The following is a 24,195-nucleotide window of genomic DNA, read 5'->3' on the forward strand; positions in this document are numbered from 1 at the left end:
ATTAACCGGGCCTATTAATTTTTGATGTGGATAATGCAGACGTAAAGAAATTGCTCGAACTCAGGGATAAGCTGGATAATAGGATTAGGGAACTCCAGGAGGAGCTTAATTTATTGAATGAAATAAAGAACGTCCTTGATAACATAATAAAGTCACAATCAATAGTACCAGCCACCGAGCTTGTAGGCAAGCCCCAGGATCTAGGCAGGTTAGTGGAGACCAGGGAGATCAGGTCTAGGACCAATAATGAGCTGTTGGGCACGGTTGAGATCTACGAGGGAGGAGTCAGTATTAAGCCAATAAAGCCCTTTAGTAAGGATGTAACGGCGTTCAGGAGGTTCTTCAGGGATAAGATACTCGAGGGTTTTAAACAGGAGGATGATAAGTTAGTTAGGGATGGGCAATTAAGGCGTGAGGAGGCCTTCAATTACGAAATCAAGCTCGACGGTGATAACGTCGTTAATATAATCATTAGGAACTACAGGAACGATGAGAGACTCAGGGAAATAATTAGGGCAATTAGATGGACCCTTGAAAGGGTTCTGAAGATGGAAGGAAACGAGTAGTAAATCCTAGGGATTAGCCCCCTCCTCTATCTTAACCTTCTTCTGCCCCCTATACATCTCAAGTATCTCGTCAACCGTGGTTGCTTGCTCAGGTGACTTATCCGTCCTATAGCGCCCTGTGAACCTTGGGAACCTAATGGCTAAACCAACGTCTGGTCTAACGGTTCCCATGCAACAGGTATGGAGCGGACTTAGGGTTATTTCTGCACCGATTATTTCAAGAACGACGGCTGGTACGAACCACACGTCGGGTTCCATTTTAGAGACAACCCTTGGGTGCCTATGAGGTATCCTGTATGGATCGAGCATTTGCTTGAGCTTCACCAAGTCCTCATCGGTGAATCCACTACCCACCTTGCTCACTGTATAGAATTGATCAGTCTTCGGATCATAAGCCGCAATCAATAATGCTCCGTAGGCCCCAGCCCTCTTTCCACGTCCCCAAAAGGCACCAACAACCACTAAGTCCAGGGTATCCGTCAACTCACTCCTGTAGTCACGCTTGTACTTAATCCAGAGCCAGCCCCTTGCTCCCATTTCATAGACTGAGTCGGCCTTAATGGACTTGCACATGACCCCCTCACAACCATCGCTTATGGCCTCATGGAAGAACTTATCAAGCTCCTCTGCATCATTAATCACTCTCCAGGTAGCTAGATGAACGTAATCACTTGGCTTGAGGATCTCGAGTAACTTTCTCTTCCTATCAATCAGTGGTAGGTTCGTTAAATCCTGCCCATCTACATACATAGTATCAAACAGGAATATATTGACTGGATACTCCTTCATAGCCTCCTTAATATCATGCTTCCTCTTCCTATGCATCAACTCCTGGAAGGGCCTAAACTCACCCGTGTCCGGGTCAATGGCAATTATCTCACCCTCAACAATGAATTCCTTGGCATCAATGGCCTCCTTAACATACTCAGCAACGTCTGGATAAGCATACGTAATATTCTCAAGTCTCCTACTGAATATCCTAACCTCGCCATCCCTAGTCCTATGCACCTGTGCCCTCTCGCCATCATACTTATACTCAACCATTGCAACACCACCGAGTTTAGCCAGGATCTCAGAGGCCGTACTCAATCTCTCTGCAAGCATTGGCTGGATGGGTACACCCGGCGTCACATGGATCTTGGCCAGGGCATTCTGGCCCTCTCGGGCAACCATCTTAGCTATATAACCGAGGTCCGGGTAAATATGGTAAGCCCTCTCTAGGGCATCTCTAGGCACCTTGTAGGCGTCTGACAATGCATCCAGTATAGTCATGTCGGCAACCCCGAGCCTCAGCTTACCAATTACAAACCTTGCAATATACTTGGCCTCCTCAGGCTTAGCCCTTGAGAATAGGTATGTTAGAAGCTTAACCTTAGTATCCTGAGCACCCTCACCACTCGCCCTGGCTATAGACATCAATGTATCATAAACCTTACCCATAGTTAACTCCTCACCACCTCCGCCGCCAAAGAAGTCCAGTATTGACTTACCACCACCCTGCTGAGGCTTACTACTCATTATCCTCTTTGCGGTTTCGCCAATATCGCCAAGCTTCTTATATAAATCTTCTACTTGCTTAACAGAGGCCCCAGTGGCATTGGCAATAGACCTAAAGGTGAATTTCTCAGCAACACCAAGTTCTACACCCTCCCAATCAGGCCTTAACTGGCCAAGTATGAAGTAAATAACCTTATCAATAACATCCGGTGGCGACTTCTTTAGGAGGGAGGATAGTAACTTGGCCATGACAGTCCTTTGGGTAGTCGCCTCAATACTCTCAAGAACTCTCACAACATCAATGAACTTAATATCATTACCACTAGACATAGCAATTACAATATTCTATTAGGAGGTTAATTAAACCACCGCCCCGTAATACCCAAAGAATAGGCTGAGTAGGCAGGGCACTAAAGCTTTAATAGATAAGTCGTTAGTTCTCAGTAAATGTCGATGGACCCAGACTCAGTATTAAGTAAGGTATTAGATGTGGTGAAGACACACAATAAATGGCGTAGGTTAGAGGCAATAAATCTCATACCTAGTGAAAACGTGATGTCGCCATTGGCGGAATACGTGTATTTAAATGATATGGAGGGAAGATATGCAGAGGGCACATTGGGTAGTAGGTACTATCAAGGGACTAAGTATATTGATAAGCTTGAGGGACTTCTTGCGGACTTAATGGGGCAGTTATTTCACGCAAGGTTCGTTGAGGTTAGACCTATTTCAGGCACTATAGCCAATGCCGCGGTTTATGCAGCACTTACACAGCCTGACGCCACTATAATGTCTGTCCCACTTAATTCAGGTGGGCATATAAGCCATAAGACAACAGGCGCGCCAGGAATTTTTAGATTGAAGGTTGTGGATTTGCCGTGGAACAATGACGAATTCAACATTGATGTTGACAAGAGTATTAAGTTAATTAAGGAGGTTAAACCAAAAATCGTGATTTTAGGAGGTTCCGTGTACTTATTCCCACACCCTATTAAGGAACTTCTTGATGCTGTTCATGAGGTCAATGCCGTATTACTTCATGACTCAGCCCATGTGCTTGGATTAATAGCTGGTGGGGCATTTCCAAATCCGCTTGATTTAGGCGCTGATGTCATGACATCATCAACGCATAAGACATTTCCCGGTCCTCAGGGTGGCGTGATCTTCACAAATAGGGAGGATTTATTTAGGAACATTCAAAAGGCTGTATTTCCTGGCTTAACATCTAATTATCATCATCATAGGTACGCCGCAACTGCCGTGACGGCAATAGAGATGATGAAGTTCGGTAGAGCATATGCCGAACAAGTTGTTAATAATGCACGGGCATTAGCAGAGGAATTACATGCTCTTGGATTTAGTATTGTGGCTGAGAATAAGGGGTTCACGAGGACTCACCAGGTTCTTGTTGATGTTTCGAGGGTTGGTGGTGGCACGAAATCCGCTGTTTTGCTCGAGGAGGCTAACATCATTGTAAATAAAAACGCGCTTCCCTGGGATAGAGGATTTAGGGACCCAAGTGGGCTTAGGCTTGGTGTTCAAGAAATGACTAGATTTGGCATGGGTAAGGACGAAATGAGAATTATCGCGGAATTTATGGCCCGTGTCCTCATAAAGAGGGAGGATCCAAGTAATGTTAGGAGGGAAGTGATGGAATTTAGAAGGGAGTTTACGCAGGTTAAGTATGGCTTAACGCCAAAGGATGTTGGTATTGATTTCAATATAAGTATACTAATGTAAGTGGCAGGTTCATCAGTAATTAAAACTAGATCTTATGTGGTTAATCGAGGAAGCTCTATGCGCAGTGGTATTGTTCTTGATCCAATGGAGTGGTTACTAGTTAGGAGTTATTATACGGCATTACTTCCTCAATTAAACTTTGATGGTGATTATCTGGCGGCTGAATTGGCACCTAGTTTCTGTAATTATGATGGTGATTTAAGGGAGTTTAAGTGGGATGTTGTTAATATTGTGATGCCACCAATCGAGGTAAAGCCCAGTGATTATGGTTTATTAATCGCTGTTGAAGGTTACTCCGTTAAGTTACTTCATGATTGGGGGTTAAGTCCTGACATTGTTGTTACGGACTTTGACTTTAAACCTGAGGAGATAATTAATTGTGATTGTCTAGTGCTTGGTCATGCGCATGGTGATAATATTAGTTACTATCCTAAATATGCATCCAGGGTTAGGAAATTGCTACCCACAGTTCAGGTATGGCCGAGGGGTTGTTCATTATTAATTCCTGGATTCACTGATGGTGATAGGGCCGTTTATCTGGCATATTACATGGGTGCTAGGGAAATTAGAATTTATGGATTTAATTCAAGTAGAGTTGTGAAGAGGAATGATGAAATAAAAAGAGTAAAGCTGAAAATAGCTGAGGCATTAATTAATAGAGTCTTACAAAAGGCTAGGGGTAATACCGTGATTAAACTACTTTAATCACTGTGGTGTTGGTGCCTCCTGTAACTGGGCTATTGTTACTAAGGGCTTTTCCTTACCCACCACAAACAAATAATCAATTATTGTCCTAACTTCTTTGCCATCGCCTGTCATAATCTTTGCCGTAGACCCCCTCTTCCTGTATGTTTGTATTATTTCAGTTATCTTACCATAATAGCCCACGTTCTTACCATCAACTATGAGCCCCAGGGAGCCTAGTTCTAGTTTTACGTAGTCTAGGATCTTATTCTCACTTATATCTATTAATACCGAGCCAAGCGTCTCGTACTTACTCCCCTCTTCATAAGGTAGCTGTAGGTTTCTGCCATCATGTAAATTAAGCTGTATCTGCCCACCCTTAACCATTGTCTTGTTCTCAATCCTACAAAGCTTATACTTGGCTTCTTCCTGACTTATTGGTACTGGCCACAGGAACTTGGTTGGGTGTGGAACCATTCGGTAAACCTCATTCGTTGGTATAATCTCAATAATGTCCATTAAGCCAACTGGGTATTTATAATCTCTCCTAATTTCTCCATCAACCTTTATCAAACCATTACCAACTACGTACCTTGCCTCCCTAAGGGTCTTCGTGTACCTGAGCACGTCCCTAACTAATATGGCTAGTGGCAATGATTTGGATAGTGGGTGAGGTCCAGGGCTTGGTCTAACAACCCAAGTGGCCTCCTTGGTTGATACTGGCCACCACTCAGGTGCTTGATAACGCCTAAGATGTCTCCTGGGCATTACACATCACCGTGAACAAACCTATTTAAAAGCTTACTACTGTTTTGTCTCATTACCACCGCCTTGACTAACAACAATTACCTCAGGCTTTCTCAGTGCCCTGGCCTCCTTAGCCTCCTCAAGTCTCCTAAGGTACTCCTCACGCTGTTTCCTAGCTCTCTCGATGGCCTCGAGTCTCCTCTTATCACTTGTATCCAACTCAACAACCATGACCTTTGATGGATGTATCGGGTAGTAAACGGTTTCACCACCGGGTTTCTTCAGTGTTGCGTTCTCCACGTGAATCCTCATCTTCCTTAGGTCAACCTCCATGACCTTACCCCTAACGCCCTTAAAGTCACCCCTGAGTACTAACACGGTGTCACCCTTCCTGATGGGCAACCTCTTAATGCCATATTGCCTTTGCAGATCCTCGCTTAACCTAGCCGTCAATAACCTACGCCTAGCATGAAGTGGCGCATTATATAGCGCCCTCCTCTGTTTCCTTGGTTGTTTAGACCTTGTTAATGTGACCATGCAATAAACCCGCTAAGTTAATTGCTTAAAAATTTTAATGCATACGTAACTACCAACCTACAGCCTTTAGCATTTGATAAAAACCCGCTGCTGAAACGAGTTATTGGTTTCTACCCGCCTGATCCAACGGACCTAGATTGAAGCTAGGTATATTCCCATGAACATTATTGCTGAGCCAATGATCTCGGGCAATGTGGGTTGAATACCCATTATGAAGTAATTAAGTGCCAATGTCAATGCTGGTACCGTGAATATGTATGGTGTTGAATTGGCAACACCAACTGTGTTAACAAGCAAGTACCAGACCAGGAATAGGACCACGCCACCAATAACTGAGGTACCCAGTAGATTACTAACGAACCCAGGAACCCACTCAATACCCGTGAATGTCCTTAACCCATCAACGAGAATCCCCATTACGGCGAGTATTAATGAACCTATTATGAACATGTTTGACACCACAATAAGGCCATTATTATTACCTAACTTCTTGAAGTATATGCTATATAGGGCCCAAAATACGGCGTTCATGATAGTAAGTAATGCACCAACTAGGGACACCCCCTTCATTATCGATGAAACGCCGTAGATGATGACCCCGACGAACCCGACTAACGAACCAACCACATTAAGGGTCCTTGGCTTCTCACGAATCAGTAGTATCGATAATGGTATTGCGAATAGGGGCATTGTGTAACCGAAGATGGCTGAGGAACCCGGATCAATGTAGAGTAGCCCATATGCCCAAAGTGCCGAGCTTAATGATGAGAATAGGCTTAGTAGTGCTAGGTCCCTGTTCAATATAAGGTAGTATTTCCCATTAATCGTCATGGTGGCTATGGCCAGCAGGGACCCGGCTATGGCGTACCTAATTGCCATGTAACCCAATGGTGTTGCATACTTCAATCCGAATTTGACGAAGAAGTAGTTAACCGATGCCGAGAATACGTAAACCAACAGGTAACCAATGAATAGTGATTTTCTCATCATCACGAGGGTTCTACCTCGCCTTAAAAACCGTTCTACATAGAGATAATGAAAGGGATAAAAAGACATGCTCTTAATTACCCTGGTGTATTAATGCATTATTATGATAAGGAGCCCGTCTTTAAGGAAATGAGGGTTAGAAGGATTAGAGACATGGTTAGGGGGATGCCCTTGAACTTCGTGTCGGCACCCAGCGTATTCTCGGGCGAGTACATAGATGCCGGTACTAGATTGTTGGCGGAGAACATGGTGATAATGAATGATTGGGATGTATTAGACATGGGTTGCGGCTATGGGGTTCTTGGCATAGTGGCCGCCAAGTTAGCGCCAAGGGGTAGGGTCGTCATGGTGGATACCAATAAGCTCGCGGTTAAGTTGGCAGCCATTAACATTAGGATTAATAATGTGGACAATGCCGAGGTACGCTGGGGCGACCTATACGGCGCCGTTCAGGGTGAGAGGTTTAATACAGTAATATCGAATCCACCAATAACCGCCGGCCTTGAGGTGAATAGAAGATTAATAATTGGAGCAAGGGAACACCTAAAGCCCGGTGGACTCCTACAAATAGTGATCCCCAAGAAACTTAGGTCAAGGTTTGAGGAGATCCTATATGGGAATTACGACATTGTGGAGAGACTGGCCAAGTCAGGTAATTACATAGCCTACGTAGCCAAGGTAATGGACTACCCACCGGATCTCATGCCTAAGTCCCATCATGCGTAAGCATCATTTTTGCATTAATGCATTAATTGTTACTAATCGTTAATGCCCATTAATTCACGGGACTAATGCCTAACCATATACCTCAAATCAGGGATAGGCTTTTAAAGAACCATGAAAACATTAAGGAGGAGGGTAGGCACCAGGGCAGGTACGCCTCAGCGCATGGGTTCCTCTTCAGAGCTCCGCTCGCACGCGGCGCATCATGGGCCTCATCCCCACCCTGGTGCTTACCCTCCCTTTCCCCGCTGAACTGGTTGGACGTATTCTTCGTTTAAAATCCGAAGTATATTAAACAATCGGACAAAATAAAAACAAAGAAAAGTAGCAGGGTGAGATCGTTCATTAGGTGTCGCTGAGTTATTGTACTGTATTCCCCTAATATTCCCCGACGGAAGTGCTTTTTAGTGGTGGTAATGTTTAATGAGTTGTTGATGGGTATTGATGAGATGCTCAGAGATTTGAGTAATAGTGATGCTGAGACTAGGGTGTGGAGACTCCTGTATTTGGTTAGGATAATTAATTATATTAAAAGGAATCCTGGGCGTGACTTCGATATGCATGATGTTATTGTATTCGATAACTACCTGGAGAAATTAGTCAGTTTTGGTATCATCAGGGCAGTATCTAGCGCTGGTGGGGTTGTGCGTTATGTCTTGGCCATGCCACTTAAGGAGTTGGAGAATGCCGTTGTTAATTACGTGGATGGTCTCTACGGACCCGTGATTAATGGTATAGTTAGGGGTTTGCAACAACGTGGTTGTTACCTGACTGTGTATGGGAAGGGTAGGCACGTTTACCTAATGATTAGGTGTAGGGGTGGTGATCGTGAAACCGACTCGAACATTTGTGATTTCAACGCTGACATGAGGTTCTGTGAATTAATAGTCAGACTACTGAGCCTTAAGAACGTAATAACCAATGAATTAGCCGAACACCTCATAAACAAGGCAATAGAGTTAAGAATGAAAATCAGTAAACCAAGCACCTGGAGAGGGTGATGTAGCGTCAAGTTCGCCAAGAATATTACTAGCGCAGGTTAAGCTTTATCCTTCTGCGTCAAGTCTAGGGATAATGGATTGAGCGCCATATGATGTAATTGTTAGGTGGGTTATGAATTGTGTAGATGGGTGGCGGAGAGAGCTTAACGTAGAATGGGAAGAGAAGAAATGAGTAGTGGAATGAAGGGTGGATGAGATTGTTTGAATTGAACATGAACGTTAAATGTTTATGAGAAGTCTTAATTAGCCATACTTTGTCTCCACCCTGCCCAACCTATCCATGATTCTCCTCTGCTCCTCCCTAATCCTCTCAATCTCCTCCCTCAATCTTGCATACTCAACACCCCTCTGCATCTGCTCCCTAATCTTCCTGGCAACATCCCTCGCATAACGCCTAATACGGCCATCCAAGTCCCTACTGGCCAAGTCATCGAGTATATCCAGGAACCTCGGGTCAAGAGAACTCTCCACGGCCGCTACGGCAGCATACCTCACTCTGTAATACGGGTCCCTAAGCAACTCCCTAATCCTATCATAAACCCTCCTAACACCCACAAACTTACCCAGGGACTGCGTCGCGACCATCCTAACAAGGGTTGGTTTACCAAGCTCTGTATACTTAACCAGCGTGTCGATCGCTTCGTCAGTACCTAGTTCAGAAAGCCCCTGCAGTGCACCCTGGGTTATTACGTAGTTATGGCTTGGGTAATCAAGGGCTTTAATGAGGCTCTTGCCATAGTCAAGTATTCCCAACTTACCAAGTGATTGAGCTGCCTTTGACCTGGCGTAATAACTCTCGGATGCATCCTCAAGGATTGACATAAGGACATTAGCCACATTCCCATTACCCTTAAAATTACCCAGAGCCTCTGCAATGACTTGCCTAACCCTTGGGTGCCTCTCATTATTCAATGCGTTGAGTAACGCCTTGAGTGCGTACTCCGTACCTATTTTACCGAGCGCCCTGGCTGCCTCAGCCCTGACGCCCCAGAATGGGTCGCCCATCAATGCCTTGCTCAACCCCTCAACAGCCCTGGCACTACCATCCTTGGTTAACGCATCAATAGCCTCAAGCCTACACATTAGGTTTTCGCTGCCTAATTCAGCGATGGCCTCCTCAACACCCTTGTCACTACTCACGGACTTGACACCCACCTTAAACTGAGGATCTAGGCACACGTATTGCGGCCTCTCGCTGGCCGGTATGTATATCGTGGTCTCCCTCTCATTCAATTCGAACCTAAATATCTCGACCTCACCGCTTGAGTATTTAATCTCGAACTCGAGGGGTAGCCTATAGATTGGGTATGAGTCATCACCCTGGGCTTGGCTAATACTCAATTTGATGAATTTATTACCTGGGTCGTAACTCCAGGAATACTTAATGACTGGGTGGCCAGATGAGTAGACGAATTGCGTGAAGAACCAGTCGAGTGGTTGCCCGGAAACCTCCTCAAGGGCCTTCCTAAGGTCCTCTGTATCCGCATTACCATGGGCGTGCCTGGTTAGGTATAGGTTTATGCCCTTTCTAAAGGTTTCATCGCTGAGTAGATTACGGAGTGTGTGAAGGACTAGGCTTCCCTTCTCGTATGTATGCCTATCGAACATCTCCTCAGGGTCTTTATACAGCCTCGTGACTATTGGCCTCGCATACCTATTGCCATACTCATTGAGGTAGTTCCTAAGGTTTTGATACAGTTCATAAAGGAACTCATCGCGCCCCTTTGCATGTTCCATGTAGAGGGCCTCAAAGTACGTGGCAAAGGACTCATTAAGCCAGATATTGGCCCAATCCTTAGTCGTTACAAAGTCACCAAACCACTGATGCGCTAGTTCATGGGCAACCAGGCCATCTGATGAGAAGTCCTCAACTCCTTGGCATGGGAACTTCGAACCAGGGCAATGGGCATGTTCATCATGCAGCGTTGTATCTGTTACTATTGTAATGGTCGTGTTCTCCATACCGCCATAGATGAATTCACTAACGGCAACATGCTTGTAGTTAGGCCATGGGTACTTAACACCCGTGTACTCGCTATAAAACTTGACCATGTCACATGTCCTGTAGAAGCTAAACCTGGCCCTATCGCTGTATCCCCTAGGTACGTAATGCTCAATAGTTATTTCATTGCAATCCTCCCTAACGGCCTCAAACTCACCTGCCGCAAGAGCCACCAGATAAGCCGAGTGAGGTTTATCCAATTTCCAGTGCCACAATACTTCATTACCTAGGTCCCTCGTCTCCACTAGGACTCCGTTGGATATTGCTGTCCAGTGCTTCGGAACTATAATCAATAACTCACTCGTGAATTTGACATTTGGGTAGTCTGGCATTGGTATCCAGTAGTGGTTGTCTTCGCTCTCGCCCTGTGTCCAAACCATGGGAACCCTATCCCTGTAATACTCGTCAGGTAGCACAAAGTAGAGGCCCTTTCTTGGCTTGGTTTCATAATTAACCTGGACAATGTGACTCCCTGGATTAATGTAAATCCTCAGTGCCCTCCCGTCATACTCAAACTTCGCGTCCTGCCCATCAACCCTGACTGATATTATCCTCATTTCCGCAGCGTCGAGCTCCATGAACCCCCTGCCCTGTGGTACATCAACTGTGTACTCACCTGATCCCTCTACGGCTCTGTCTTCAGCCCTTATCCTTAACTGTGCCCTTATGTGCCGAAGTGCGTAGCCATAGTACCTGGGAAATTGGGGACTATAGTATGGCTGCACGAAATACCTACCAATCAGGTAACCTGCCTTGTCGAATGACACAAAAGACCCCACCACTAAATGATTAATATGCATTATCCATTTTCCTATAATCCATGACCTACAGTAACCTAAGCTTGAGTACTGATAATTTATATACTCTGTCCTGGGTCTCGCTCTTCACAATCCTCTGTCCCAGTAATGGGAACAGTCTTTTCAGTGTTAGGAAGCACTCCTCGTCATCAAGCACGAAGGTTATTACGGAACCCACTGGTGCATCACGAAAGTGCTGTATGGCTAATGTACTACCGTATGGACAACCAATGTTACGCAAATCAACTGTTAATTCACCAACCCTCACAGGATTAACCCATTGGTTTAGGTACTTTAGGCTTAATGCGCGGTGCAAAAACTGCATTAATTATCCAATGGACCTAAACATCCGTGACAATGATGGGATTAACAACGCAAGAGAACTTTTAAGCCCAACACAATACCTATTACCTGGGTTCATGTCCGGGAGTGGGGATTTCGTAAATAGGGTGATCATGGAGATCGAGAACTCGATCCTCAAGCCCCTTGAGGACATCGAGAACAGTTCAGAGGGGATACTTGAGGGGCTGGCTGAGAACATGAACATCGAGAAGCCGAGGATAATGACAACCATAAACCCCATTAATGAATGCCTTGAGTATATTGATAAGGATCAGCAATGCCAATTGATAATGGGCAAGTACTTTGCTGATGAATCAGTAATTCTCATAAACTACAAATTCGACATGAATACGTTACTCCACCTCTTCGCTCATCACGTCCACGCCATAGAGATGGGCAGGACAAAGTATGTTAGGGTTAGGAAACTTGAGGAATTAAGGCTTCCCTGGCAATTACGCCCAACCGAGATAATGGCAATGCACAGAACGGCACATCTAGTGCGCATCCTTTCACCAAGGGCCTGGAGGATCTATAATGAGGAGATCAAGCCGAGGATCAGGGACATTGAGGAGAAGATCAGTAACGTTAGACTAACCGTGAGCTACCTAGAGAAGCAGGTGGAACATACGTTTAACGAGAAAAGGCATATTTGACATTAATCAAGGGAACTTCCACAGAGCCAGAAAAACCTATTCAATATACTTTATTAATATTAAGAATGATTAATAGCCAATAAAACTTTAAAATTCAATAGAAAAATAATTATCTGTATGTCTGTAACCTGGGCTCTACCCTTCAAGGAGAAAATAATTCCCGAACTTGGTGGGGATAAAACCGTAGATCCGGAGGAATATAGAAGGATTCACCAGGATAGCCTTAAGGACATTGAAACCTTCTGGTCAAGCATCGCCAAAGAACTTGAGTGGTTTAAACCCTGGGACAGAGCATTAGTTGCTGACCCGCAACCACCCTTTTACAAATGGTTCGTTGGCGGTAGGTTAAACGCCTCGTACCTAACCCTAGATAGGCATGTCAAGGGTGGTAGAAAGAATAAGGTAGCCATAATTTGGGAGAGCGAACCGGCAGATCAGTATGGTAATCCACTTGAGATCCGCAAGCTCACTTACCACGACCTGTGGCGCGAGGTCAATAGGTTCGCCTACGTACTGAGGAATAAGTTCGGCCTTAGAAAGGGCGATACCATAGGCATTTACATGCCCATGATACCGGAACTCCCAATAACCATGCTAGCCGCAGCTAGACTGGGCGTTATATTTACGGTTGTCTTCAGCGGCTTCACCGCGCAGGCATTAGCCGATAGGCTCAATGATGCTGGGACCAAGCTCGTTATAACAACCGATGGAGGCTACAGGCGTGGCAGAGTCATTAGGCTTAAAGAAATCGTCGACAAGGCCCTTGAACAATCACCCACAGTTAAGAACGTAATTGTCTACAGGAGGGTTGGTCTCAATGACGTTAACATGGTTAAGGGCAGGGATTACTGGTGGCATGAGTTAATGAGCGACGTACCAGCCAACACGCATGTCGAGCCAGAGCCGGTGGAGAGCGAGCACCCGTTGTACATACTATACACGTCGGGCACTACGGGCAAGCCCAAGGGCATTGTTCATGACACCGGTGGCTACATGGTGCTACTCCACGCAACCATGAAGTGGGTATTTGATGCCAGGGAGGATGACATTCACTTCTGCACGGCAGACATCGGCTGGGTAACTGGGCACAGCTACATAGTATTTGGGCCGCTCCTTGAGGGCATGACGACTATAATGTACGAGGGCGCGCCTGACTACCCGAGCCCAGACCGCTGGTGGGCGATTGTGGAGAGGTACGGAGCAACAATACTGTACACTAGCCCAACGGGTATAAGGACACTCATGAGGCTTGGCGACGACTGGGTTAAGAAGCACGACCTTAGCACCATAAGGCTCATGCACTCGGTTGGTGAGCCAATAAACCCAGAGGCCTGGAGGTGGCTTTGGAAGCTGGTTGGCAGGGAGAAGGTGCCCTTCGGCTCCACCTGGTGGATGACCGAGACTGGGGGAATACTGATATCCCACGCGCCAGGCCTTGCACTGGTACCGCTTAAGCCGGGTACCAACGGACCACCATTACCTGGTATTGATGCAGACGTTATCGATGATAACGGTAATCCAGTACAACCTGGACAAAGGGGTTACCTAGTGATTAGGAGGCCTTGGCCTGGCATGTTATTAACGATTTGGAGGGACCAAGATAGGTACGTCAGGACATACTGGAGTAAGTTCCCTGGAATGTTTTATGCAGGTGATTATGCGGTTAAGGATGAGGATGGTTACTTCTGGATACTTGGTAGGGCTGATGAGGTAATTAAGGTGGCTGGACATAGACTTGGTACGTATGAGCTCGAGTCAGCACTGATACAGCACTCGGCCGTGGCCGAGGCAGCCGTCGTCGGTGTTCCAGACCCTGTTAGGGGCGAGATTCCAGTGGCCTACGTCGTCCTAAAACAAGGCTACCAACCCTCTGAGCAATTGAAGGCTGAGTTGAATAACACGGTTAGGGAATTCGTGGGTCCAATAGCCACGTTATCCAATATCTTCTTTGTAACGAAACTTCCAAAGACCAGGAGCGGTAAGATAATGAGGAGACTCGTTAGAGCCGTAGTCGCTGGACAACCACTGGGTGATGTAACCACGCTTGAGGATGAAGCTAGTGTTGAGGAGGTTAAGAGGGCCTACGAGGAGTTTAAGGCCGAGTTAGAAAAGCTTGGTAAGCAAGGGTGAGTAAAATGCCTGAGAAAGCAGCTAACCCAGCACCACTTGGGCTCTCGGGCTTCGCATTAACTACGCTAGTCCTGAGCCTATTTAATGCGCACATAATAACCGCGGGTTCAGACGTTGTGGTCGGCCTAGCGGCGTTTTATGGAGGTTTGGCTCAAATAGTTGCGGGTTTATACGAATGGAGGAGTGGAAATACCTTCGGCTACGCTGCGTTCTTCACATACGGCGCATTCTGGGAATGGTACTTCATAACTGCGCTGCTGATTGACATGTACATAATCTCCGTCACTCCAGCAGGCATAAGCGCCGTGTTGGCAGCCTTTGGCGTATTCACACTCATATTTTGGATATACACATTTCGTATAAACTGGGCGCTTTGGTTCGTATTCCTAACACTTTGGATAACCTTCTTCCTACTTGCTGCGGGCTTAACTGTCGTTGGGGGTTATGTGGGTATAATAACGGCATTACTGGCCTGGTACACGGCATTCGCCATGGTGTATCAAGAGGTATTTAACAGACCAGCACCACTACTAAGCACCATGCCGGTGAAGGTTAAGGGTGCGTAGGTCCCGTGACCCCTAAAATCAGTAATACTATTGTTTTACATAGTTATTTTGGATCTTACCTAGTTTAAAATCGACACTGCATTTAAGTGTGCAGGAGGTAAAGGTAAATGTGGTTAACATAATTAAACCAAGGGTTGAACTTGTACTCACCTGGGGTAGTGAGGAGCTTGTTGCCGCCATGACTGACGTTGTTTATAGGGCCTACTCGATCGAGGATGCGTTGAGGAGGGTTAGGGAAAGGCCCGAGCTGGTTGCTAGGAGGATAACGGGCTTCCTTAGGGATGGGCATCACAGCGTCCTTGAGTTCATGGGTGCGAGCTGGCTTGTTGAGGGTAGTAGGGCGTTCACTCATGAACTCGTTAGGCATAGGGTAGCGAGTTACTGGCAGGAGAGTCAGAGGTACGTGGACTACACCAAGGGGCAGCTACGCTACGTACTACCGCCAAGCCTAGCCAGCCAGTGGGCCGGCCACCTGGACGGCGTGTCGCAAGCCTACGTGAAGGCTAGGGAGGGCTTCGCGCCGGAGGACGCTAGGTACCTACTCCCAAATGCCATGGCCAGTAGGGTTTGGGTTCAGATGAATGCGAGGGAGTTCTTCCTGAACTTCATGCCGCTTAGGACGGGCTTGGGCGCCTTCCACGAGATTAGGCTCATTGCCTGGCTCATGTTTGATTCGCTAGTCGATAGATTCCCAATAATCGCCAGGTGGGTGTGGGACAACCTGCCTAGGCTACACTCGGACTACTGCAGGGGTGTTGAGAGGTTAAGTAGTGTTTACGGAACCAGCGACTGCAGGGTAGTCAGCATAAGGGACGCCTTTAGTAAGTGGGGTGTGGAAATACCACGGGGACTAGCCATACTCATCAATCAACCCTAGTGAACGGCGCAATAAATGGTTTTGCGAAACGTGGTACTTGGTTGACCAGGGAATTCGGTAATGGCTTAATTACATACAAGGCTATCAATAGTATGATCATGCTTATCAATTGTGCCAAGGGCCATGATATTGGCGGATCACCAATTGGCAACAGAGAAGAGGATAATAATGTTAGTAGCAAAGACGAACCAATTACCAGCACATTACTGCTCCTTACACTCCACCCTTCATTATGCCGGTACATCACCAATATTACCATATACATTATGTAGTTACTTGCTATGGCCATGTATATACCCAGCGAATGAAGCATTATGTAAACCAGTACGCCAGTTCCAAGCCCAGCAATGTTGGCAATAAATGCATACCAACCTCTACCAACGACCCAGTAATAGGACGTATATACCGTGGCTATTACCGCAAGCGGCGCATAACCAAGCAGTACTGAGGCATAGGGTATTGACCTTACATACTCACCGTTAATAATACCCACCATGGGCAATACGGGCAGTACCAGGACTATTAATTGTACCATCAATGTAGCCGTTATGAAAGTAGGCACCGCATAATCATGAAATATCCTACCAACATTAACACCAAGGCCCAAACCATGAGACACCCTACTACTGAGCACAGTGGATACTGCAGGCCCCAATGCAGTCACCACGTTGGCAAGCACAGCAGCTAGGCCATAAATACCCGAGAAATCAGGGCCCAGGTAGAGGTAGACCAGGTACGTCAATAGGCTGAAACCCAACGTGCCCATGTAACCGAGAATCCACGACTGAAAACCAAACTCAAGAAGACCCCTAATCCTAGAAACAATGATGCCGATTCCTAACGATGGGTTAGCAATACCCTTGGCACTACCTAGGTAGTATATAAATTGTGCAATGGAGCCCAGGAGCACGGATATCGCCAGTGCATAAACATTACGCACAACCACTATTAATACGACCTGGGTTAATCTCATAACCAGCATATTGAGCGTTGAACCCATACCTTGTGACGCAACCCTCCCAGTCAACCATAAATACAGACCAAGGGCGCCGGCAATCGACTGAATAAATGCTGTACCGGCATATATATACGCAGTACCCAGCAACCACCTCGGTATACCACTACCCAGGTAAATGGGCACGGCTAGGACTATGGCTAGGCCGTAAATTGCGGCCATAATCAACGACATGAAAACCATGGCCGAAAAATAAGGCTTCGAATCACCACCCATAACATGATCAATGGCACCCTCCCTGGCAATTGCATTGGAAATACCAGATATCGGTATCAACGCGCCAATCGAATTAATAATTGCAAAAAGCGCATTGTAATAACCATACTGCACCAGCGGTATGTACCTAGTCAAAACAACTATGTAGGCAACACCCAACGCATAATTGACGGCAGTAGGCAAGTAATTAAGTACAACACCAACAACACCACTCTCTCTAACCATCCCAATGTTGATCAGAAACACGGGATTTTAAGCATTATTCATGATTAACAGCACAACGAGTTTAAATACTTTAAAATAGATTCAAAGTTGCACCCTAATGCCCTCACACAGCATTGTACTAGTGGCTGGCGAGGGAACAAGACTTCGACCACTAACATACACCATACCCAAACCATTAATACCAATAATGGGCAAACCCCTCGTCACAAGAATAATAGACGAACTCATAAACAATGGCATTAACGACATCTACATAGTAGTAGGACACCTTGGCTTCCTATTCAAACAAACCCTAAGCGACAGCACAAACCCAGGCATAGTCATTAGGTACGTCGAACAAAGGGAGAGACTCGGCATTGCACATGCAATACATAGGGCCATTGAGGACGGCGCAATCGGCGAATTAATAGTGCACTTAGGCGATAACTACTTCGGCGAAGGATTGGACAGATTCATCCGTGAATTCAGGGAGGGGGATTACGACGCATACGTCGTCCTAACGAAACATAGGGACCCCACCAGGTTCGGTAATGCCGTGATTAAGGATAGCAGGATAGTGAGACTTATTGAGAAGCCCAGGGAACCGCCACCGAATAGCTTTGTAATGACCGGGATATACATGTTCAGGGATTCCCACGACGTAGAGAAGGCCTTCAACACACTCAAGCCGTCGGCAAGGGGTGAGTATGAAATAACCGACTTAATTCAGTGGTTCATTGATAATGGCAGGAGGGTGGGCTACTCAATAACCAATAGTTGGTGGAAGGACATGGGGACTCCTCAGGACATACTCGACCTACTCTACCTAATGCTTGATGAGGTCAAGCCAAGGATTGAGGGTGAGGTTAGGGGTGAGGTTAATGGCAGAGTTATTGTGGAGCACGGAGCAATAATTGAGGGTAGAGTCCATGGACCAGCCTACATAGGTAAGGGCTCGATGGTTGGTAAGGACACCGTGATTGAACACTACGTCGATATTGAATCAAACGTATCAATAAACGGCGGTAGTTTGAGCAGGTCACTGGTGCTCAGTGATGCGTCGCTTGAGTTGGGTAGGGCTAGGCTCGTTGATAGTATTATTGGTCCTAAATCAAGGGTTAGGCTTAGCGGTGGTAATTATAGTTTAATACTTGGTGAGGGCAACAGTATAATCAGCACTACTTAGTAACTATCCAGCAACTTTGGGTTCTGCTCAAGGAGCTTCTTATACCACCTAACAGTGAACCACCTATCCTCAGGCCTTAAGTGGCCGGTGAGTAATTCGTGGTATACCTGCTTAACACCATCATCCACGTTATAAAGCACGGAGAAGTTCAGCACCTCCCTAATACGCTTAAAGCTAACCCTATAACTCCTGGCATCAACCATACCCCTAAACCTAACCTCACCACCAACGATGCCCTGCACAATCCTAGCCATGTCAATAACCCTAAAGTTCTGCTCATCAGAGCCAACATTAAATACCATGCCATTAACCCTATCACTCGGTGTCTCAAGCACGGTATTAATGGCCCTAACGACATCCATAACATGGACGAGAGGCCTCTCTTGCATGCCATCACCCTCAACGTAGATGACCCCCTCCGTGAATGCCGACAACGTCATGGCATTTATCACCAGGTCAAACCTCATCCTAATCGATGGCCCGTAGACGGTGGCGAACCTCAATGCAGTCACAGTAAACCTATTACTTGCCAGGGAAAGCGCATCCTTCTCAGCCAATAGGTTAGCCTTGGCGTAGGTCGTTAATGGGTTTGGCTCGGTATTCTCATCAGCAATACCACTCTGCCTACCATAAACACTACAGCTTGAGGCGAGTATATACCTAGAGACCCCAACCTCACTGGCAAGCTTAGCCAACCTAGCCCTAGCCCTATAATTAATGTCGAGCGTCCACTGAGGATTCAACTCGCCAGCAGGGTCATTAGACAATGCCGCAAGATCCACAACAGCGTCAATGCCATTAAGTACGTCCTTACTTATTGACCTGGTATCGGCTTTAACGAGTTCGAAGTTCCTCTCACCAATTACGTGCTTAAGCACATCATCACCAAAAAACAACCTATCAACGCACCTAACGCCATAACCCTTCCTAAGTAGGTACGGCGTTAATAACGTGCCTATATAACCACCACACCCAGTGACTAAGACCTTCATGCTAATGTTGGCGTCTACATTCTACTTTTAAGGATTTTCCAAGACAGGATTAGCAATCCACATTATGTATACACGCTTGGTAGCGTGATAAGGTATTTAATAATTTAGTATATCACTACCTAATGAGGTGTAGGCTTTGGTTGATGTTATTACGATAATCGCGGTGATAGTGAGCGTAGCATCATCAACGGCATCCTTAGCCTACTGGCTCGGCAGGAGGTTTACGGAGATAGAGTCCAGGTTTGGTCATGTTGATTCAAGGCTTGGTCAAATCGAGGATAGATTTAATAAAATCGAGAATAGGATTAATGTAATCGAAGGTAAAATTAATGGAGTTGAGGAGAGGGTTAATAGAATTGAGGAAAGGATTGGTAAGGTCGAGGAGAGAATTATTAACATTGAGAATAGAATTGAAAAGATCGAGAACGGACTTAGTGGGATTGAGGATAGAGTTAGTAAAATTGAGGACAGAATTAATAGAATTGAAGATAGAATTAATAAGATTGAGGATAGGATCAGTAACATTGAGAATAGAATTAGTGGGGTGGAAAATAGGATTAATAGTCTTGAGATTAGGATTGAAAGGCTTGAAAACGCGTTCAAGCAGTTCTCCGAGGTCCTCATAACGGCATTGGAATCCAAGGGCATATTCACATCGACGGAGGCCCTGACCCTCAGAAGCATGGTGAAGACACTGCTACCGGTGCCAAGGACCAAGTACTACACGTGGGAGGTCTATGAGAGGCTCAGGCAGTTGCTTGATAAGGACCCAAATGAATACACTATGGCCGATATTGAGCAATTGAATGATATCGCGGATTTAATAGAGAAGGAGGGCTTTGAAACAAAGAGGAGGGACCTAATAGAGTACGCCTGGAAACTCAGGTACTACGCAATGGTCGCCAAGGTGGTCTTCGTATACCCAAAGCTAAGACAACAAAAATAATGATGCACCAACCCCGGTGCTAAACCTCACCATTAACCTTCAAGTTCTCATCATTAGTTTTTAACCACAAGGTCACTAAAACGCCCTATACGGCAGTTTTCGACACATACTGACAAGAGACTCAAGTGCTAATTTAAACGTGGACATGAGCACACCAAACATCAGCACAAGTAAGTATTTAAGGGGATTAAACTAATCCTGAACTATGAACACAGAAACCCTCGAGAAGCCATTGCCTAAGCCTTCCATGGAGGATTACGTGAACGCAAGGCTACTAGAAGCTTTAGTCGAGGCCAGACTTGCCCTTGAATTTCTGGGTAGGGGTTTGGTTAGGAATGCAGCTGGCAAGGCTTTCCAGTCCTGGAGAGCTTTGCTCGCGGCATTACTTAGGCTTGATCTTGATAGGTTAATGCAGGTGGTTAAGACCGATGAGGAGCGTAGGTGGCTAATGGAGAGAGCAATACCCAGAGTCCCAACGAGCAGGATGATGGCGTTATCCAAAATGCTCAGTGACGTCGGGTATGCCGGGTTATTACCTGACACCGCATTAGCCCTGAGCCTGCACGATTATCAGTATAATGGGCCAGACCCCGACATGGCACTGTCGAAGTTTAGGAGTAGGAGTGACGCCGCAGCGGCGGTCCTGGAGCTTGTCAACGAGGTGGTTAGGCGTATTGAGGAGCTGAAGCCAAGGGTGAAGTGGGGTAATGAGCTTGAGGAGGCTCTCAGGGAGCTTAAGGATGAGCTTAACAGGGTAGGGAAATCCTAAGATCTGCCAGAGACGTCACTCCATCCACGCCCCAACCCATTATTAAGGCATGATAAACATTTTTAGGAACTCACGCATAATCGCGGACTCAGAAACACCTGATAAACCACTGCCTAAACTGAATACTAGAGATTGCATGAGCGTCAGCTACTTAAGACCTTAGTCAAGGCTAAATCAGCCCTGGGATCCTCAGTGAGGGCTAAGCGCCGTGTTGAATGGTGATAAGGCTAATAAGGAGGAAGGTGGGGTTTGTGTCGTGAGGAGGGTTAGGCTAAGCTTCGCCGACTTAACGATTGAATTCGTTGATAGGGACCTCGCCCTCAAACTCATTGAGAAATGGGCCGAGAAAAGCACCTTCCCAGTCCAAGTCATCTATGGACCAGAGGGCTGCGGTAAGACCGCCTGGCTCCTACAATCCATTGAGTTGCTTAAAGACCGCGAATTCAACATCATCTACGTCAACCCAATCAATAAGGAGGTCCTCGCCGAGTTCGGTGTGGCTAGTCTCAAGGATGAATTCCTTAGGATGGTTAGGGAGGCTCTTGCCCAGAATGCCCTCGGTAGGTTGGCTTGGCTTGCCTTCGACCTCGCCAAGGATTTGATCAAGGCTACTAGGGGCAAGATAGCCGTAATAGTCGATGATGCCTTCCAGGTAATCGGCGTTAAGGAGTCCGCATTGTACGTGAAGGCACTGCTAAACCTAATCGAGTACCCACCCGAGCATTACGAGAAAATAATCACAATAGCCGCTACGAGTGAGGGTGTTTCGAGGAGGGAGATTGGTAGGCATGAGTGGTCTGACGTAATACCCATGTGGAATATGGCGAGGGAAGGCTTCAAGCAACTATACGAGCAATTACCAGGCGAGAAGCCACCATTCGAGGAGGTCTGGAAATTGACGGGTGGAAACCCGAGGATGTTAGAGAGGCTTTACAGTGCTGGTTGGGATGTTGATAGGGTGGTTGAGGATTTCATTAGGAGGAGGGGCGTTGATGTTTTTGTAAGCTCGCTAAGTGATAGTGAGAGGCGCATGTTGGCGGAGGCTGTTGAAGATCCAGACGCGCTATTCACGAGGGAGGGAATACCACTAATGAGCAAATTAATCGAGCTAAACCTGGTACTCGACATATCGGACAGGAAGCCATACCTATGGATAGACCAACCACCACCTGAGAAAGATGAGGAACTCGGGATTGGCAGGCGCGTCGCGTGGCAATCACCACTGCATAGGGAGGCCGTGAGGAGGATACTGGAAACGCAATCTCAATAAGTGTTTAAGGGAGGAGGTGCGGTGAATAGACCGTGGATGCGGAGACCCTTGAGAGACCTCTACCTAAGCCAACCATGGAGGACTACATCAATGCGAGGCTCCTAGAGTCATTGATTGAAGCCAAGCTATCCACCGAATTCCTCAGCAAGGGCCTCATTAGGGATGCTTCAGGTAAGGCTTTCCAAGCCTGGAGAGCCCTATTAGCTGCGTTGCTGAGACTTGAGCTAAGTAACCTCCTAAAGGTCGCCAAGACTGAGGAGAAGAGGAATTGGCTAGTAAATAGGGCTGTCCCTAGGGTACCAACCACTAGGATGAAGGCACTATCACAAATACTCGAGGAAATCGGGTATGTGGGGATATACTTCGCCACGAGCACAGCCCTGGAACTACACGACTACCAACACAACGGCCCGGACCCAGACATGGCAATGAGCAAGTACAGGAATAGGCAGGAGGCGGCAGTGGCCGTGATAAACCTTATAAAGGAATTGATGAGGAGGATTGAGGAACTGAAACCAAGAATCAAGTGGAGCGATGACTTAGAGAGTGCGTTTAAAGCCTTGAAGGAGAGCAGGTGTTGGTAAAAGTTAAACAATTCAATACTGATTTAGGGAGTCGAAATGAGGGTATGCATACTTGAGGAATTCACAAGGCTTGGTGGCGGGCAGGTCTATGCACTGCAGATGGCTAGGGCGTTAACGGAGCTTGGGCACTCCGTGGAGTTCGTGGTCACTGGTGACATCAAGGTTGACCCCAAATACCCAGTGAGGCACGTGGACGTGGGTTTCAAGGCGTCCTACGACCCAGCCTCACTACTCATTAACTACATAAACCATAGGAGGTTAAGGAGACTGCTGGGTAGGTACGTCGATGACTGTGACCTAGTCATAAATAATCACCCAAACTACATACCATACAACAAAGGCCCAATAGTGCTTCACGGGCTCTCCTTCGTGGACTTCATAATCGATGAGAATGGGAACATAAGAAACCAACTACTGTTTTGGGTACTCTCAAGGATTTACAGGATGTACGACGGCTCATACATGATCTACAACTCAAGGTACACAATGAACCTAGCCAAGAAACTACTGCCAAAAATTGGCATAGAACCAAGGCTCGAGTATGTACTAAGCCCACACTACACAATAAGCACAGACAGTATACCGGAGAAGGAGGACTACGTACTAACCCTGGGAAGACTCGAGTGGAGCAAGGGCTATAGGGAACTAATAAAGATAGCACCAAGGATAGGGAAGAGAATAATTGTGGCGGGTAGGGCAGACGCGAGGGAATCAAGGGAGGTAATAAGGGTTCTCAGGGGCGTTAAAAACATAGACGTGATGCCGGACATAGACGAAAAGACGAAGGAGGAACTATACAAACACGCATCAATATACCTACACCTCAAACTAAACGAGCACTTCGGGATAGCCGTACTAGATGCCATAGCCACGGCAACAATACCAATAGTACCAAGGACAGGAGGACCCTGGACAGACATAGTGGAGGAGGGAAAATACGGATTAGGATACACAAACACCGAGGAAATACCACAACTAATAAACAAAGCCGAAGAAACAATCAACAGAGAAAGGGTATTCGAAGGCAGGGAAAGGTATAGCCCAGAGAACTTCAGGAGGAGACTCATGAAGGCATTATCAATGGCGATACACAGTGAAGATGCGGAATGAATTCAAGAATGAATGTTTGTGAATAATACTTAAATAATGATATTAGTATTGAAA

22 protein-coding genes and 1 pseudogene are annotated in these 24,195 nt (G+C 46.4%); 15 read left to right on the plus strand and 8 right to left on the minus strand.

What is annotated here, in order from left to right; translation table 11 throughout:
• Window positions 1–26: 26 nt before the first annotated feature.
• A complete protein-coding gene (locus tag Vsou_RS03590; protein WP_054844023.1) occupies window positions 27–566 on the plus strand; it encodes a hypothetical protein in 540 nt (179 codons plus the stop codon).
• 6 nt (window positions 567–572) lie between these two features.
• On the opposite strand, the gene Vsou_RS03595 is transcribed toward Vsou_RS03590, so the two are convergent.
• On the minus strand, window positions 573–2,375 hold the full coding sequence (locus Vsou_RS03595) for an ATP-dependent DNA ligase (protein ID WP_188602648.1): 1,803 nt from the start codon (window positions 2,373–2,375) through the stop codon (window positions 573–575).
• A 135-nt stretch (window positions 2,376–2,510) separates the two neighbouring features.
• Between Vsou_RS03595 and glyA the strand changes: the two genes are divergently transcribed.
• Both glyA and Vsou_RS03605 read left to right on the plus strand, forming a co-directional pair.
• The gene (glyA, locus tag Vsou_RS03600) at window positions 2,511–3,803 is read left to right on the plus strand and encodes a serine hydroxymethyltransferase (RefSeq protein WP_188602576.1); all 1,293 of its coding nucleotides are present in this window, start codon (window positions 2,511–2,513) and stop codon (window positions 3,801–3,803) included.
• A 36-nt stretch (window positions 3,804–3,839) separates the two neighbouring features.
• Window positions 3,840–4,508, plus strand: coding sequence for a 6-hydroxymethylpterin diphosphokinase MptE-like protein (locus Vsou_RS03605; RefSeq protein WP_229709706.1), 669 nt, complete (start codon window positions 3,840–3,842; stop codon window positions 4,506–4,508).
• Here the strand turns inward: Vsou_RS03605 and Vsou_RS03610 are convergent, their stop codons facing one another.
• From Vsou_RS03610 to Vsou_RS03620, 3 genes and pseudogenes are all read right to left on the minus strand, one after another.
• On the minus strand, window positions 4,509–5,255 hold the full coding sequence (locus Vsou_RS03610) for a 30S ribosomal protein S4e (RefSeq protein ID WP_188602575.1): 747 nt from the start codon (window positions 5,253–5,255) through the stop codon (window positions 4,509–4,511).
• 147 nt (window positions 5,256–5,402) lie between these two features.
• A pseudogene (rplX, locus tag Vsou_RS03615) lies at window positions 5,403–5,771 on the minus strand (50S ribosomal protein L24); the annotation flags it as partial.
• Between the two features lie 132 nt (window positions 5,772–5,903).
• Complete coding sequence (locus Vsou_RS03620) at window positions 5,904–6,758, minus strand: DMT family transporter (protein WP_188602573.1); 855 nt, start codon at window positions 6,756–6,758, stop codon at window positions 5,904–5,906.
• 93 nt (window positions 6,759–6,851) lie between these two features.
• Here Vsou_RS03620 and Vsou_RS03625 point away from each other — a divergent pair, with 93 nt between their 5' ends.
• Window positions 6,852–7,484, plus strand: coding sequence for a class I SAM-dependent methyltransferase (locus Vsou_RS03625; protein WP_188602572.1), 633 nt, complete (start codon window positions 6,852–6,854; stop codon window positions 7,482–7,484).
• Window positions 7,485–7,888: 404 nt separating this feature from the next.
• Complete coding sequence (locus Vsou_RS03630; RefSeq protein ID WP_188602571.1) at window positions 7,889–8,482, plus strand: hypothetical protein; 594 nt, start codon at window positions 7,889–7,891, stop codon at window positions 8,480–8,482.
• A 243-nt stretch (window positions 8,483–8,725) separates the two neighbouring features.
• Here the strand turns inward: Vsou_RS03630 and Vsou_RS03635 are convergent, their stop codons facing one another.
• A complete protein-coding gene (locus tag Vsou_RS03635; protein ID WP_188602570.1) occupies window positions 8,726–11,284 on the minus strand; it encodes a M1 family metallopeptidase in 2,559 nt (852 codons plus the stop codon).
• A gap of 25 nt (window positions 11,285–11,309) precedes the next feature.
• A complete protein-coding gene (locus Vsou_RS03640; RefSeq protein ID WP_188602569.1) occupies window positions 11,310–11,549 on the minus strand; it encodes a sulfurtransferase TusA family protein in 240 nt (79 codons plus the stop codon).
• Between the two features lie 67 nt (window positions 11,550–11,616).
• On the opposite strand from Vsou_RS03640, the gene Vsou_RS03645 reads away from it, so the two are divergent.
• From Vsou_RS03645 to thyX, 4 genes are all read left to right on the plus strand, one after another.
• The gene (locus Vsou_RS03645) at window positions 11,617–12,276 is read left to right on the plus strand and encodes a hypothetical protein (RefSeq protein ID WP_229709705.1); all 660 of its coding nucleotides are present in this window, start codon (window positions 11,617–11,619) and stop codon (window positions 12,274–12,276) included.
• A gap of 117 nt (window positions 12,277–12,393) precedes the next feature.
• Window positions 12,394–14,406, plus strand: coding sequence for an acetate--CoA ligase (acs, locus tag Vsou_RS03650; protein ID WP_188602568.1), 2,013 nt, complete (start codon window positions 12,394–12,396; stop codon window positions 14,404–14,406).
• A 5-nt stretch (window positions 14,407–14,411) separates the two neighbouring features.
• Window positions 14,412–14,972 (plus strand): acetate uptake transporter, encoded by a 561-nt coding sequence (locus tag Vsou_RS03655; protein WP_188602567.1) that lies wholly within the window; start codon window positions 14,412–14,414, stop codon window positions 14,970–14,972.
• A gap of 88 nt (window positions 14,973–15,060) precedes the next feature.
• Window positions 15,061–15,849, plus strand: a complete 789-nt coding sequence (thyX, locus tag Vsou_RS03660; protein WP_188602566.1) for an FAD-dependent thymidylate synthase — start codon at window positions 15,061–15,063, stop codon at window positions 15,847–15,849.
• On the opposite strand, the gene Vsou_RS03665 is transcribed toward thyX, so the two are convergent.
• Window positions 15,836–17,305: an MATE family efflux transporter gene (locus Vsou_RS03665; protein ID WP_188602565.1), complete on the minus strand. Its 1,470-nt coding sequence runs from the start codon at window positions 17,303–17,305 to the stop codon at window positions 15,836–15,838. The genes thyX and Vsou_RS03665 overlap by 14 nt on opposite strands.
• Window positions 17,306–17,402: 97 nt before the next feature.
• Here Vsou_RS03665 and Vsou_RS03670 point away from each other — a divergent pair, with 97 nt between their 5' ends.
• Window positions 17,403–18,470, plus strand: coding sequence for a glucose-1-phosphate thymidylyltransferase (locus Vsou_RS03670; protein ID WP_188602564.1), 1,068 nt, complete (start codon window positions 17,403–17,405; stop codon window positions 18,468–18,470).
• Here the strand turns inward: Vsou_RS03670 and Vsou_RS03675 are convergent.
• Window positions 18,467–19,462 (minus strand): NAD-dependent epimerase/dehydratase family protein, encoded by a 996-nt coding sequence (locus Vsou_RS03675; protein WP_188602563.1) that lies wholly within the window; start codon window positions 19,460–19,462, stop codon window positions 18,467–18,469. The genes Vsou_RS03670 and Vsou_RS03675 overlap by 4 nt on opposite strands.
• A 136-nt stretch (window positions 19,463–19,598) precedes the next feature.
• Between Vsou_RS03675 and Vsou_RS03680 the strand changes: the two genes are divergently transcribed.
• From Vsou_RS03680 to Vsou_RS03700, 5 genes are all read left to right on the plus strand, one after another.
• The gene (locus Vsou_RS03680; protein ID WP_188602562.1) at window positions 19,599–20,408 is read left to right on the plus strand and encodes a tropomyosin; all 810 of its coding nucleotides are present in this window, start codon (window positions 19,599–19,601) and stop codon (window positions 20,406–20,408) included.
• A gap of 205 nt (window positions 20,409–20,613) precedes the next feature.
• Window positions 20,614–21,177, plus strand: a complete 564-nt coding sequence (locus Vsou_RS03685) for a PaREP1 family protein (protein ID WP_188602561.1) — start codon at window positions 20,614–20,616, stop codon at window positions 21,175–21,177.
• A 256-nt stretch (window positions 21,178–21,433) separates the two neighbouring features.
• Window positions 21,434–22,447 carry an ATP-binding protein gene (locus Vsou_RS03690; RefSeq protein WP_188602645.1) on the plus strand — a complete coding sequence of 338 codons (1,014 nt, stop codon included), beginning with the start codon at window positions 21,434–21,436 and terminating at the stop codon, window positions 22,445–22,447.
• 32 nt (window positions 22,448–22,479) lie between these two features.
• A complete protein-coding gene (locus tag Vsou_RS03695; RefSeq protein ID WP_188602560.1) occupies window positions 22,480–23,031 on the plus strand; it encodes a PaREP1 family protein in 552 nt (183 codons plus the stop codon).
• Window positions 23,032–23,067: 36 nt separating this feature from the next.
• A complete protein-coding gene (locus tag Vsou_RS03700) occupies window positions 23,068–24,141 on the plus strand; it encodes a glycosyltransferase family 4 protein (RefSeq protein WP_188602559.1) in 1,074 nt (357 codons plus the stop codon).
• The last annotated feature ends 54 nt before the right edge of the window (window positions 24,142–24,195 follow it).

The sequence above is a fragment of the Vulcanisaeta souniana JCM 11219 genome, assembly GCF_026000775.1.
Classification (GTDB): Archaea; Thermoproteota; Thermoprotei; order Thermoproteales; family Thermocladiaceae; genus Vulcanisaeta; species Vulcanisaeta souniana.

Bases quoted from the DNA above. Each gene is read 5' to 3' on its own strand.
- glyA (WP_188602576.1), top strand. From the start codon at position 2,511: ATGTCGATGGACCCAGACTCAGTATTAAGTAAGGTATTAGATGTGGTG.
- Vsou_RS03610 (WP_188602575.1), bottom strand. From the start codon at position 5,255: ATGCCCAGGAGACATCTTAGGCGTTATCAAGCACCTGAGTGGTGGCCA.
- Vsou_RS03620 (WP_188602573.1), bottom strand. From the start codon at position 6,758: ATGAGAAAATCACTATTCATTGGTTACCTGTTGGTTTACGTATTCTCG.
- Vsou_RS03625 (WP_188602572.1), top strand. From the start codon at position 6,852: ATGCATTATTATGATAAGGAGCCCGTCTTTAAGGAAATGAGGGTTAGA.
- Vsou_RS03635 (WP_188602570.1), bottom strand. From the start codon at position 11,284: ATGCATATTAATCATTTAGTGGTGGGGTCTTTTGTGTCATTCGACAAG.
- Vsou_RS03645 (WP_229709705.1), top strand. From the start codon at position 11,617: ATGGACCTAAACATCCGTGACAATGATGGGATTAACAACGCAAGAGAA.
- acs (WP_188602568.1), top strand. From the start codon at position 12,394: ATGTCTGTAACCTGGGCTCTACCCTTCAAGGAGAAAATAATTCCCGAA.
- Vsou_RS03655 (WP_188602567.1), top strand. From the start codon at position 14,412: ATGCCTGAGAAAGCAGCTAACCCAGCACCACTTGGGCTCTCGGGCTTC.
- Vsou_RS03665 (WP_188602565.1), bottom strand. From the start codon at position 17,305: ATGGTTAGAGAGAGTGGTGTTGTTGGTGTTGTACTTAATTACTTGCCT.
- Vsou_RS03670 (WP_188602564.1), top strand. From the start codon at position 17,403: ATGCCCTCACACAGCATTGTACTAGTGGCTGGCGAGGGAACAAGACTT.
- Vsou_RS03675 (WP_188602563.1), bottom strand. From the start codon at position 19,462: ATGAAGGTCTTAGTCACTGGGTGTGGTGGTTATATAGGCACGTTATTA.
- Vsou_RS03685 (WP_188602561.1), top strand. From the start codon at position 20,614: ATGAACACAGAAACCCTCGAGAAGCCATTGCCTAAGCCTTCCATGGAG.
- Vsou_RS03700 (WP_188602559.1), top strand. From the start codon at position 23,068: ATGAGGGTATGCATACTTGAGGAATTCACAAGGCTTGGTGGCGGGCAG.